General features: G+C 46.4%; 14 protein-coding genes and 1 rRNA gene (1 of these 15 only partly in view). 12 read left to right on the forward strand and 3 right to left on the reverse strand.

Features of this window, described 5'->3' with window-relative positions; translation table 11 throughout:
• From ACKTRM_RS00880 to ACKTRM_RS00910, 7 genes are all read left to right on the forward strand, one after another.
• Nucleotides 1–846 (forward strand): energy-coupling factor ABC transporter ATP-binding protein, encoded by an 846-nt coding sequence (locus tag ACKTRM_RS00880; RefSeq protein WP_007615256.1) that lies wholly within the window; start codon nt 1–3, stop codon nt 844–846.
• A complete protein-coding gene (locus tag ACKTRM_RS00885; protein WP_023356672.1) occupies nt 822–1,691 on the forward strand; it encodes an energy-coupling factor ABC transporter ATP-binding protein in 870 nt (289 codons plus the stop codon). Before ACKTRM_RS00880 ends, ACKTRM_RS00885 begins: the two co-directional genes overlap by 25 nt.
• Nucleotides 1,688–2,485, forward strand: coding sequence for an energy-coupling factor transporter transmembrane component T family protein (locus ACKTRM_RS00890; RefSeq protein ID WP_011996197.1), 798 nt, complete (start codon nt 1,688–1,690; stop codon nt 2,483–2,485). Before ACKTRM_RS00885 ends, ACKTRM_RS00890 begins: the two co-directional genes overlap by 4 nt.
• A gap of 12 nt (nt 2,486–2,497) precedes the next feature.
• Nucleotides 2,498–3,241 (forward strand): tRNA pseudouridine(38-40) synthase TruA, encoded by a 744-nt coding sequence (gene truA, locus ACKTRM_RS00895; protein ID WP_011996198.1) that lies wholly within the window; start codon nt 2,498–2,500, stop codon nt 3,239–3,241.
• A 159-nt stretch (nt 3,242–3,400) separates the two neighbouring features.
• Nucleotides 3,401–3,838: a 50S ribosomal protein L13 gene (rplM, locus tag ACKTRM_RS00900; protein ID WP_003225844.1), complete on the forward strand. Its 438-nt coding sequence runs from the start codon at nt 3,401–3,403 to the stop codon at nt 3,836–3,838.
• A 20-nt stretch (nt 3,839–3,858) separates the two neighbouring features.
• Nucleotides 3,859–4,251, forward strand: coding sequence for a 30S ribosomal protein S9 (gene rpsI, locus ACKTRM_RS00905; RefSeq protein ID WP_003225846.1), 393 nt, complete (start codon nt 3,859–3,861; stop codon nt 4,249–4,251).
• A 137-nt stretch (nt 4,252–4,388) separates the two neighbouring features.
• Nucleotides 4,389–5,156, forward strand: coding sequence for a class I SAM-dependent methyltransferase (locus ACKTRM_RS00910; RefSeq protein WP_011996199.1), 768 nt, complete (start codon nt 4,389–4,391; stop codon nt 5,154–5,156).
• A gap of 13 nt (nt 5,157–5,169) precedes the next feature.
• On the opposite strand, the gene ACKTRM_RS00915 is transcribed toward ACKTRM_RS00910, so the two are convergent.
• Nucleotides 5,170–5,643 carry a DinB family protein gene (locus ACKTRM_RS00915; RefSeq protein WP_011996200.1) on the reverse strand — a complete coding sequence of 158 codons (474 nt, stop codon included), beginning with the start codon at nt 5,641–5,643 and terminating at the stop codon, nt 5,170–5,172.
• Between the two features lie 130 nt (nt 5,644–5,773).
• On the opposite strand from ACKTRM_RS00915, the gene ACKTRM_RS00920 reads away from it, so the two are divergent.
• The 3 genes from ACKTRM_RS00920 (at nt 5,774) to ACKTRM_RS00930 (ending at nt 8,123) form a co-directional block, all read left to right on the forward strand.
• Nucleotides 5,774–6,217 carry a DUF2521 family protein gene (locus ACKTRM_RS00920; RefSeq protein WP_011996201.1) on the forward strand — a complete coding sequence of 148 codons (444 nt, stop codon included), beginning with the start codon at nt 5,774–5,776 and terminating at the stop codon, nt 6,215–6,217.
• A gap of 60 nt (nt 6,218–6,277) precedes the next feature.
• Nucleotides 6,278–6,991 carry an N-acetylmuramoyl-L-alanine amidase CwlD gene (gene cwlD / locus ACKTRM_RS00925; protein WP_007410417.1) on the forward strand — a complete coding sequence of 238 codons (714 nt, stop codon included), beginning with the start codon at nt 6,278–6,280 and terminating at the stop codon, nt 6,989–6,991.
• A 79-nt stretch (nt 6,992–7,070) separates the two neighbouring features.
• The gene (locus ACKTRM_RS00930) at nt 7,071–8,123 is read left to right on the forward strand and encodes an Mrp/NBP35 family ATP-binding protein (protein ID WP_011996202.1); all 1,053 of its coding nucleotides are present in this window, start codon (nt 7,071–7,073) and stop codon (nt 8,121–8,123) included.
• 32 nt (nt 8,124–8,155) lie between these two features.
• Here ACKTRM_RS00930 and gerD read toward each other — a convergent pair whose 3' ends face one another.
• Entirely contained in the window at nt 8,156–8,713 is a 558-nt protein-coding gene (gene gerD, locus ACKTRM_RS00935) for a spore germination lipoprotein GerD (protein WP_011996203.1), read from the reverse strand.
• Nucleotides 8,714–8,820: 107 nt separating this feature from the next.
• On the opposite strand from gerD, the gene kbaA reads away from it, so the two are divergent.
• Nucleotides 8,821–9,417 carry a KinB-signaling pathway activation protein gene (gene kbaA, locus ACKTRM_RS00940; protein ID WP_007410420.1) on the forward strand — a complete coding sequence of 199 codons (597 nt, stop codon included), beginning with the start codon at nt 8,821–8,823 and terminating at the stop codon, nt 9,415–9,417.
• On the opposite strand, the gene pdaB is transcribed toward kbaA, so the two are convergent.
• Nucleotides 9,418–10,182, reverse strand: a complete 765-nt coding sequence (pdaB, locus tag ACKTRM_RS00945) for a polysaccharide deacetylase family sporulation protein PdaB (protein WP_011996204.1) — start codon at nt 10,180–10,182, stop codon at nt 9,418–9,420. It lies immediately after the preceding gene.
• Nucleotides 10,183–10,522: 340 nt separating this feature from the next.
• Between pdaB and ACKTRM_RS00950 the strand changes: the two genes are divergently transcribed.
• A 16S ribosomal RNA gene (locus ACKTRM_RS00950) occupies nt 10,523–11,491 on the forward strand; it runs 581 nt beyond the window's last position.

An 11,491-nucleotide genomic window follows, 5' to 3' on the forward strand; every position in this document is an offset into this window, starting at 1 on the left:
GTGGATCAAAAACAGCTTATATCCGTAAAAGACATTCTATTCCGCTACCGCAAAGATGCAGAAAGACCGGCGCTGGACGGTGTGAGTCTGGAGGTATACGAAGGAGAATGGCTTGCTATCGTAGGCCACAACGGTTCAGGGAAGTCGACTTTGGCCAGAGCGCTGAACGGGCTGATTTTGCCTGAGGCCGGAGAAATTGAAGTCGGCGGCATCAAACTGACTGAGGATACCGTGTGGGATGTGCGAAAAAAAATAGGGATGGTCTTTCAGAATCCCGATAACCAATTTGTCGGAACGACTGTTCGCGATGATGTGGCTTTTGGTTTAGAAAACAATGGTGTTCCGCGCGAAGAAATGATTGAGAGAGTAGATTGGGCTGTCACACAAGTCAATATGCAGGATTTTCTTGATCAAGAGCCGCACCATCTCTCCGGAGGTCAAAAACAAAGAGTGGCGATCGCGGGAATTATTGCCGCGCGTCCTGATATTATGATTTTGGATGAAGCGACATCCATGCTTGACCCGATTGGGAGAGAAGAAGTCCTTGATACTGTCAGACGCTTAAAAGATCAGGGCATGGCCACCGTCATTTCGATAACACATGACCTGGAAGAAGCCGCAAGGGCGGACAGGATCATTGTGATGAACGGCGGCAGGAAATATGCAGAGGGCACGCCTGAAGAGATTTTTAAATTAAACGAAGACTTGGTTCGCATCGGTCTTGATTTGCCTTTCTCATTCCAGCTCAGCCTGCTTTTGAAAGAAAGCGGACTGGCGTTAACGAAAAACCATCTGACTCAGGAAGGGCTGGTGAATGAGCTGTGGACATTAAAATCAAAGATGTAGAACACCGCTATCAAATGAAGACACCGTTTGAACGGCTGGCTCTGTATGATATCAATGCCGTGATAAAAGAGGGCAGCTACGTTGCCGTCATCGGGCATACAGGATCGGGCAAATCGACGCTCCTGCAGCATTTAAACGGTTTGCTGAAACCGACTAAAGGACAGCTTGAACTCGAGAGCACGATTCTGGCAGCCGGTAAAAAGAATAAAGACCTTAAGACTTTGCGAAAAAAAGTCGGAATCGTTTTCCAATTTCCCGAACATCAGCTGTTTGAAGAGACTGTGCTGAAGGACATCGCATTCGGACCGATGAATTTCGGTGTAAAAAAAGAAGACGCTGAACGGAAAGCAAAAGAAATGCTGGGGCTTGTGGGCCTTCCGGAAGACATTTTGGATCGTTCACCATTTGAGCTCAGCGGCGGCCAGATGCGCAGAGTGGCGATTGCCGGCGTTCTCGCGATGGAGCCGGAAGTGCTGGTTTTGGATGAACCGACGGCCGGTCTTGATCCGAGAGGGCGCCAGGAAATTATGGACATGTTCTATGCGCTTCATCAGCGGGGAAACCTGACTACCGTTCTCGTCACCCACAGCATGGAGGACGCCGCCCGTTATGCCGACGAGATGATCGTCATGCACAAAGGAACCATTAAAGCGACGGGGAGTCCGCGTGACTTGTTTGTAAAAGGTGAAGAGATGTCCGAAATGGGACTGGATCTTCCTGAATCGGTGAAGTTTCAGAGACGGCTTGAGAAGGCTCTCGGAGTCAAGTATGAAAAACCCATGCTGACCCTGCAGGATGCCGCCAGTGAAATTAAGGCTTTCTTTCAGGAGGAAAAGGACCAATGATGGACAGCATGATTATCGGAAAGTATGTTCCCGGATCATCGCTTATTCACCGATTGGACCCGCGAACAAAACTTGTCAGCATTTTTCTTTTTGTATGTATCGTCTTTTTGGCAAACAACGTACAGACGTACGCTTTGCTCGGTTTGTTTACATTCGGGGTGATCGCCTTGACTCGCGTGCCGTTCAGCTTTTTGCTGAAGGGGCTTAAGCCGATTATCTGGATTGTGGCGTTTACCTTTTTATTACACATTTTCATGACGCATGAAGGATCTGTCATTTTTCAGCTTGGCTGGTTTAAAGTGTATGAGGGCGGACTTATACAGGGTATTTTTATCTCCCTCCGTTTCGTTTACCTTATCTTTATGACGACGCTGCTGACGCTGACAACAACGCCGATTGAAATAACGGATGGACTGGAGCAGCTCCTGAATCCTTTTAAAAAGGTGAAGCTGCCCGTACACGAACTCGCATTGATGATGTCGATATCATTGCGATTTATCCCTACATTGATGGAAGAGACAGATAAAATCATGAAGGCGCAAATGGCGAGGGGTGCGGACTTTACAAGCGGCCCGGTGAAAGACAGAATCAAAGCGGTTGTTCCGCTGCTTGTCCCGCTGTTTGTCAGCGCCTTTAAACGCGCGGAAGAGCTCGCGGTCGCCATGGAGGCGAGAGGCTACCAGGGCGGTGAGGGGAGAACGAAATACAGAAAGCTCGTCTGGACCGGAAAGGATACCGGAGCTATTCTGCTTATCATCGTATTAGCCGTGTTATTGTTTTTCTTAAGAAGTTAGAGGTGCTGCTGAATGAGAGTGAAATGTACCATTGCTTATGACGGGCATTTATTTAACGGATATCAGGTCCAGCCTGGAAAGCGGACCGTTCAAAGTGAATTGGAAAAAGCGCTGGCTGTCATCCATAAAACGGACGGCAGAGTGCCTGTTTACTCATCCGGCCGCACGGACAGCGATGTTCATGCTGCCGGGCAGGTCATTCATTTTGATACGCCGCTGTCCATCCCGGGTGAGAAATGGCCGTTTGCGCTCAATGCCCTGCTGCCTGATGATATTGCCGTCAAAACAGCAGAGATTGCGGATGATGGGTTCCATGCACGATTTAGCGCGGTCCAAAAGGAATATCGCTACTTTGTATATACGGAGAAACACCCGGACGTATTTAAACGACATTACGCTTACCATTTTGCATATCCGCTTAATGTGCAGAAAATGAGGGAAGCTTCAAGGCACCTCGTCGGGACACATGATTTCACAAGCTTTTGCGCGGCTGATACCGCGGTTCAGGATAAAGTCAGAACGATTTACGAGCTGGATTGGACTGAGACCGTAGACGGCCTGCAGATGCGGATCACCGGTAACGGTTTTCTCTATAATATGGTCAGAATCATTGCCGGAACGTTATTGGATACAGGAGCTGGAAAATTTTCTCCCGATGATGTAAAAGCAATGCTCGAAGCGAAGGATCGCGAAGCCGCGGGGCGCACCGCACCGGGGCACGGGCTGTATTTATGGAGCGTTTGCTATGACAACTAAACCAGGTGTAACATTTTCTTGACAGAGTCTGCATAAAGTTATAAGATATCATATGGTATGTATTTCAACCCCACGATAAGCCCCGGAACTTATTGTGTTGTGAAATAGAACGTAATCGAAGATTATTGAAAATGACAGATCATTTAGGAGGGAAATTCAATGCGTACAACACCTATGGCTAACGCAAGTACTATTGAACGCAAGTGGTTAGTTGTTGATGCAGCAGGCAAGACTTTAGGACGTCTTTCTACAGAAGTTGCATCTATCCTTCGCGGGAAACACAAACCGACTTACACACCGCACGTTGATACTGGAGATCATGTGATCATCATCAACGCTGAAAAAATCGAGTTAACTGGTAAAAAGTTAACTGACAAAATCTACTACCGTCACACTCAACATCCAGGCGGATTAAAATCAAGAACTGCTCTTGAAATGCGTACAAACTACCCTGAGAAAATGCTTGAGCTTGCTATCAAAGGCATGCTTCCAAAAGGTTCTCTAGGTCGTCAAATGTTCAAGAAATTGAACGTATACCGTGGTTCTGAGCATCCACATGAAGCACAAAAACCTGAAGTTTACGAACTTCGCGGTTAATTAAAAAGGAGGTTACCAATTTGGCACAGGTTCAATATTACGGTACTGGCCGTCGTAAAAGTTCTGTAGCGCGTGTGCGCTTAGTTCCAGGTGAAGGTCGTATCGTCGTTAATAATCGTGAAATCAGCGAGCACATTCCATCTCCAGCTCTAATCGAAGATATCAAACAACCATTAACTTTAACTGAAACAGCTGGTACTTATGATGTTTTAGTAAACGTACATGGAGGCGGCTTATCTGGTCAAGCTGGAGCAATCCGTCATGGTATCGCTCGTGCTTTGCTTGAAGCAGATCCAGAATACCGTGCAACACTTAAACGTGCTGGTCTTCTGACTCGTGACGCTCGTATGAAAGAACGTAAAAAATACGGTCTTAAAGGCGCTCGTCGTGCACCTCAGTTCTCAAAACGTTAATCGTTTTGGATGGCAAAAACCACAACTTCTTGGTTGTGGTTTTTTTGTATTTTTTTCTCATATTCAAGAGGTTATCCGATGTTTTTCTAGAATTGTTTGTTATACTCTATTCATTACCAATAAGGAGCGCAGTTATAATGAATAAGTTAGTCATACATAACAGCAAGGCATGGGATAAAAAAGTCGAAACAGGCAATGAATGGACGGTTGCGGTTGATTCTCATACGATTGGTGAAGCGAAAAAAGGCAATTGGAGCATCAGAATGACCCCCGGAAAAGATGTGCCGGCGGATTGGTTTCCGCTCATAGACGGTCTGAAGGTTCTTTGTCTCGCTTCAGGAGGAGGACAGCAAGGGCCGGTCCTTGCTGCTGCAGGAGCGGACGTGACCATCTTTGACAATTCGGAAAAACAGCTTGCGCAAGACAGAATGGTTGCCGAGCGGGACGATCTTACGCTTCGGACTGTCAAAGGCAGCATGAATGATCTGAGCTGTTTTGATGATGAGTCATTTGATTTTATCGTGCACCCGGTATCGAATTGCTTTGTTGATACGGTTCTTCCGGTATGGAAAGAAGCTCATCGCGTATTGAAAAAAGGCGGGTCTTTAGTCTCCGGTTTTGTAAATCCCGTCGTGTTCTTATTTGATATGGATTTAGAGCAGGAAGGCGTACTAAAAGTAAAGTATTCCATTCCGTTTTCGGATGAAAAAGACCTGAGTAAGAAAAAGGTAAAGGAACTTATTGATAATCATGAAGCGCTTGAATTCGGCCATACGCTGGAGGATCAAATTAAAGGTCAGATTGACGCAGGCTTCATGGTTGCCGGTTTTTACGAGGACAAAGGCGGCCTCGTGCTGGATGAATACATTAATACATACTCCGTAACAAGAAGCATTAAAATATAAAAACGGCATCCCGTCAGAGGTGCTGTTTTTTTGCGGCTTTTTCCTGCGGACGGCTGATCACATTAGCCGAAACCGTTTCTATTCCAATGTCTCTGGCCCAAACAGACAGTTGTCCCATATGGTGAATCTCATGCGCAAGGATGTGGCGGAGAATATCTTCTTTAGGAAAGGTTTGGTCCATCCAGTCCGGCTTAACAAGATCCGGTCCTTTGAGGGAGACCGTATGAATGACATCCTCCCGATACTGTTCAGACAGCTTTCTGAGATCCTGAATGCTCGTATAGTCAGACTGAGCAGGTAAAACATCATCTTTACCTAAAATGGCACGAGCCCAGCTGATCTCTACATCAATGATATGAAATAAAGTCCGCAAGATGCTCTCCATTCCGCCCGTCCGGGTTTTCGTCAGTTCCTCCCGGCTCAGCTTTTCACATATCATAAACCACTCGTCACGCACCGTCCAATTGTATTGAAACAGCTTTTTCATCACGTCACCTCAGCTCTTTATTCTTCCAGTTAACATATAACTCCTTCATTTGGGAGGATTTCCACTATCAACAAAGCATGCTTTTTCCCTTTTCCTTTCAAAATAACAGTAAAAAGGAGCGTGGCTGGCAATGGCAGAAGTATTATCTTTTTCAGACGTGAAACGGCAGAAGGATTTTGAGCTTGAGAAGAGTTTACTAAAGGAGCTGTCACTGACGCAGATCATTCAGTCCGTAAAAGCATGTCTTACCCCTTTGTTTCCCTTTCTTCAAGACGAAAACGGCATTCTGAGTGAAGGATGCATAGATTTTGCAATTGAAGCGTATTTATTAGGCGGCCGGTTCGGCGTCTTTGGCTATTATGGTGAGTCTTTGCAGAGGGCAAACGCCCGTTCGGCTGAAGAAGAGGAAGAACTGACGGTCGATTTTTTTGAATATCTTTGCAATTGGACGCATGAGCAATATTCTTCCGTTAAACAAAAAGAAATCTATGAAGCGTCCTGCCGGTTTATCAACAGCTGGTGGACGGAAGGATTTCTGCAAAGAGAAAAACAATGTAAGCTCCGCATGAGGTAATCATAATTTCTTCCCTTGTCCCATACTTATTAATAACGGGGACAAGCGGGAGGGAAAGGTATGACAAAAAAGCTGAAATGGCTCGGTTTTTTACTTGGCTTTATCATATTATTGTGTTTATTCCGGTTTCAATTCCATAATGATGATTCCTGGCGGCCGTGGAGTCTGCCGCTGAGCGGGAAAATCATCTATCTCGATCCGGGACACGGCGGGCCGGACGGAGGCGCCACGGGAGGCAGTCACCTTGAAAAGGACATTACTCTCGAAGTGGCCTCCAGGGTCAGAGACTATTTGCAGGAGCAGGGGGCTTTGGTCATTATGACGCGGGAGACGGATACTGATTTAGCTCCTGAAGGGACGAAAGGCTACAGCAGACGCAAAGCGGAAGATCTGAGAAAGCGCGTGGAGATCATCAACCGTTCAGAGGCGGAGCTTTATATCAGCATTCATCTGAACGCCATACCGTCACCGAGATGGAGCGGCGCCCAAAGCTTCTACTATGGAAAATACGAAGAAAATGAAAAAGTGGCAAAATATATACAGGACGAATTGAGAATCAATTTGGAGAATACAACGAGAAAGGCGAAACGGATACACGGCATTTACTTAATGCAGAATGTAACCAAACCGGGCGCGCTGGTGGAGATCGGATTTCTGTCCAATCCCGCGGAAGCGAAAAGGCTCGGCCAGCCCAAATATCAGGACAAAATCGCTTCTTCCGTGTATAAGGGCGTATTGAGATACTTCACCGAGAAAGGAGACCCTCCTGAGTAAGGAGGGTTTTTCGCCGATTCTATGTATAATATATGGTATAATACCATTTGTAAACGAATACACAAAGGGTGAGGGTTCGATGATAAGAGAAGATGAAGTAAGAAATATAGTCGGAAACATGCGCGAACCTTTTCTTCATAGACCGCTGGGAGAATTGGATGCCATTAAAGAAGTAAAGATCAAGCCGGAAAAACGGCATGTCAGTGTGAAAATTGCATTGGCAAAAACGGGGACGGCTGAACAGATGGGTGTTCAGCAGGAAATCGTATCCGTTCTGAAAGAAGCGGGTGCGGAAACTGTGGGACTGCGGTTTGAAGAGCTGCCGGAAGAAACATTGGCGAAATTCAGCCGGCCGGCTGCTGAAAGCGAAACCCTGCTGAATAGGAAACATCCGCCGGTCTTTCTTGCGGTGGCAAGCGGAAAAGGCGGTGTCGGCAAATCAACGGTTTCCGTCAACCTGGCCATTTCTCTTGCGCGGCTCGGAAAAAAAGTCGGCTTGATCGACGCGGATATATACGGATTCAGCGTGCCGGACATGATGGGTATTACAGTTCGTCCGACAGTAGAAGGAGAAAAACTGCTTCCTGTCGAAAGATTTGGAGTAAAGGTTATGTCGATGGGCTTTTTCGTCGAAGAAAACGCTCCGGTTGTGTGGAGAGGGCCGATGCTGGGCAAGATGCTGAATAACTTCTTCCATGAAGTTGACTGGGGAGAGGTTGACTATATCGTTCTCGATCTGCCGCCCGGCACGGGTGATGTGGCGCTCGATGTACACACGATGCTTCCGAGCTGCAAAGAGATTATCGTATCAACGCCGCACCCTACAGCCGCATTTGTAGCGGCGAGAGCGGGTTCTATGGCGATTAAGACCGATCATGAAGTTGTAGGGGTCATTGAAAATATGGCTTACTATGAAAGTGCAAAAACCGGCGAGAGAGAATATGTGTTCGGTCAAGGCGGGGGAGATAAGCTTGCGGAGGAATTGCAAGTGCCGCTGCTTGGCAGAATTCCTTTAAAACAGCCTGATTGGGACAAGGATCAGTTTGCGCCTTCTGTCTATGACAGAAGTCATCCGATCGGGGAAATTTATATGGGGATCGCCCAGAAAGTCATTGAAAAAACAGCTGAATAAAAAAGGGGCCGGGATCAACACGGCCCGGCCTTTTATTGGCTTTCTTTTTCAGAGCTTGAAGCTGCTTTTTTTAATTCATCCTCGAATTGCTTTTTGAAAAGCGGGCTGGAAAGTGTCTCTGTAATTACATCTTCTAAGTAACTGCGGAACTTTTGGCTTTTCACCAGCTCATAGTATTTTTTATCCATGCCGGGGTCCTGCATGATCTGCATAAAACTTTTCTGATAATCAGGGTCTTTCATCAGTTTTTTTATGATTTTTTCATGCTCGGGCTGAAGAGTTTTTGCAAAGCTCTCGGCGAATTTTGAGTCTTCAAAGATGGTTTTCCAGAACTCCGCCCCTTTTTTAGAGGTGAGGGTTTTCTCTATTGTGCCTTTAACGGCATTTTGATCAATCACCAATGCCTCATTCATCGCATCATCATTTAATATTTCCTTAATTGCCTTTTTTCCATCATCGGTCTTTAATATATCAACAACCATTTTTTTAGTCTGGTCATAATCCATATCCGCTGCTTGGTCTTTTGGAGCACAAGCTGTTACAGATAATAAAACAAAACAGCTTATCAATAGCGTTTTGGCTTTTGACATGCATAAGCTCCTTCCTTACTTGTACTTATTTTTAATATGATTCATCGGAATGGATTTATACATAACAAAATATCGCTGAACGCGATTGTCAGGGGGATGAATAAGAGATGAAAAGCCGCGGGCTTGTTCGATTTTTCTTTTCGATTTTAGCTGTGGGCGCTCTTATTACAAGCGTCGTGGGATTTGCTCTGAAGTGGGGGGAGTACAAGGGGTTCTTTCTGAATTTTGAGGCCGGTCAGATTTTCTCCGTTCTGATCTGGTTTATCGGGGTAGGCATGATTTTCAGTGTGATCAGCCAGATGGGATTCTTCGTTTTTCTTACGGTGCACCGGTTTGCCCTTGAAATTCTCAGATCAAGCTCGCTTTGGAATCTGCTTCAGCTGTTTATCATTCTGTTTGTCGCTTTTGATTTAATGTACGTCAGATTTTTGTTTTTCGGAGAGCGGGATGACTCGATTGCAGGGTTTGTCTGGCTGCCGCTGGCTCTGCTTGCCGTCGGCCTGTTGACGGCATATATAAAACAAAAGCAGTCCTCAAAAAATACGTTCGTTTCATCATTATTTTTAATGGTTGTTATTACAGCGCTTGAATGGGTTCCTGCGCTACGAGTGAATAATGAGGACTGGCTTTATTTGATGCTGATTCCGCTGATGGGCTGCAATGCGTTTCAGCTGTTAATGCTGCCGAAGTTTGCCCAGAGGTAATTATTTCACTTCTGATGACTTGACGTCAGTATTTGCGATCAGGTCGCCGACGGTCACGTTTTTCAGTCCTTTTTGCTTTAAATTGTGGATGATGGCGGGGAGCGCTTCTTCAGTCTGTGTTGCTGAATCAGAGGCGTGCAGCAGGACAATGTCGCCGCCTTTTATATGACTGTTTACATTTTCAATGATTTTATCAGGGCCGGGATTTGTCCAATCCTGCGAGTTAACGCTGTAATGAACCACTGAATAGTGGTACTGCTGTGCAATGGTAAGAACCTTTTTATTAAATTGTCCGGTCGGCGGGCGGAGTAAATGAACATTCTTCACACCCAGCTTTTTAAATGCGGTCTGGGCCCGGAGGATATCTTTTTTTATTTCATTGTCCTCTAGGTTGGTATAATTCTTATACGCATATCCCATGCTGCCTATTTGATGTCCGTCTTTTACCATACGTTCAACCGTGTCCGGGTGCCGTTCCGCCCAAGAAGCTGACAGAAAAAAAGTGGCGTTTTTAATACCGTTTGCTTTTAGCGCGTTCAGAATCGGAACCGCCTTTTCATCGCCCCAGCTGATATCGAATGTTAATGCGACTTCGCCCGCTTTCGTCTCCCCTTTTGAAATAGCCTTCGGGCCGCTATCAGTTAAAAATACAGGAAGGGGGACGGCTCTCTGTATATAAAAAAAGCTGGCTGCTGCAAATGCGGCAATGATAATAATAAGCAGCTGTTTTATCCTTCTGATGTGCCATACGTAGAAGTGATTCACTGATGACGCCTCCTTATCTTGTCCATGCTTGATTACATCGTATGCCGCGGCGGAGATGAATATAACGAAATACGTTTTAAAAAAAATGAAAAAAACACTTGCTAAATTCAACGAATGCATGGTATATTATTAAACGTCGCTGATGAACAGCAGACAACAACAAAAAGCTTCGGAAACAACTTGAAAAAAGTTGTTGACATAAAAGAAGCTGAGTGGTAAGCTAATAAAGCTGCTTCAACAAGCGGTAATGATCTTTGAAAACTAAACAAGACAAAACGTACCTGTTAATTCAAAGTTTTAAATAAATCGCACAGCGATGTGCGTAGTCAGTCAAACTACTTTATCGGAGAGTTTGATCCTGGCTCAGGACGAACGCTGGCGGCGTGCCTAATACATGCAAGTCGAGCGGACAGATGGGAGCTTGCTCCCTGATGTTAGCGGCGGACGGGTGAGTAACACGTGGGTAACCTGCCTGTAAGACTGGGATAACTCCGGGAAACCGGGGCTAATACCGGATGGTTGTTTGAACCGCATGGTTCAGACATAAAAGGTGGCTTCGGCTACCACTTACAGATGGACCCGCGGCGCATTAGCTAGTTGGTGAGGTAACGGCTCACCAAGGCAACGATGCGTAGCCGACCTGAGAGGGTGATCGGCCACACTGGGACTGAGACACGGCCCAGACTCCTACGGGAGGCAGCAGTAGGGAATCTTCCGCAATGGACGAAAGTCTGACGGAGCAACGCCGCGTGAGTGATGAAGGTTTTCGGATCGTAAAGCTCTGTTGTTAGGGAAGAACAAGTGCCGTTCAAATAGGGCGGCACCTTGACGGTACCTAACCAGAAAGCCACGGCTAACTACGTGCCAGCAGCCGCGGTAATACGTAGGTGGCAAGCGTTGTCCGGAATTATTGGGCGTAAAGGGCTCGCAGGCGGTTTCTTAAGTCTGATGTGAAAGCCCCCGGCTCAACCGGGGAGGGTCATTGGAAACTGGGGAACTTGAGTGCAGAAGAGGAGAGTGGAATTCCACGTGTAGCGGTGAAATGCGTAGAGATGTGGAGGAACACCAGTGGCGAAGGCGACTCTCTGGTCTGTAACTGACGCTGAGGAGCGAAAGCGTGGGGAGCGAACAGGATTAGATACCCTGGTAGTCCACGCCGTAAACGATGAGTGCTAAGTGTTAGGGGGTTTCCGCCCCTTAGTGCTGCAGCTAACGCATTAAGCACTCCGCCTGGGGAGTACGGTCGCAAGACTGAAACTCAAAGGAATTGACGGGGGCCCGCACAAGCGGTGGAGCATGTGGTTTAATT

It is taken from the genome of Bacillus sp. D7-8, from assembly GCF_052055895.1.
GTDB lineage: Bacteria > Bacillota > Bacilli > Bacillales > Bacillaceae > Bacillus > Bacillus velezensis.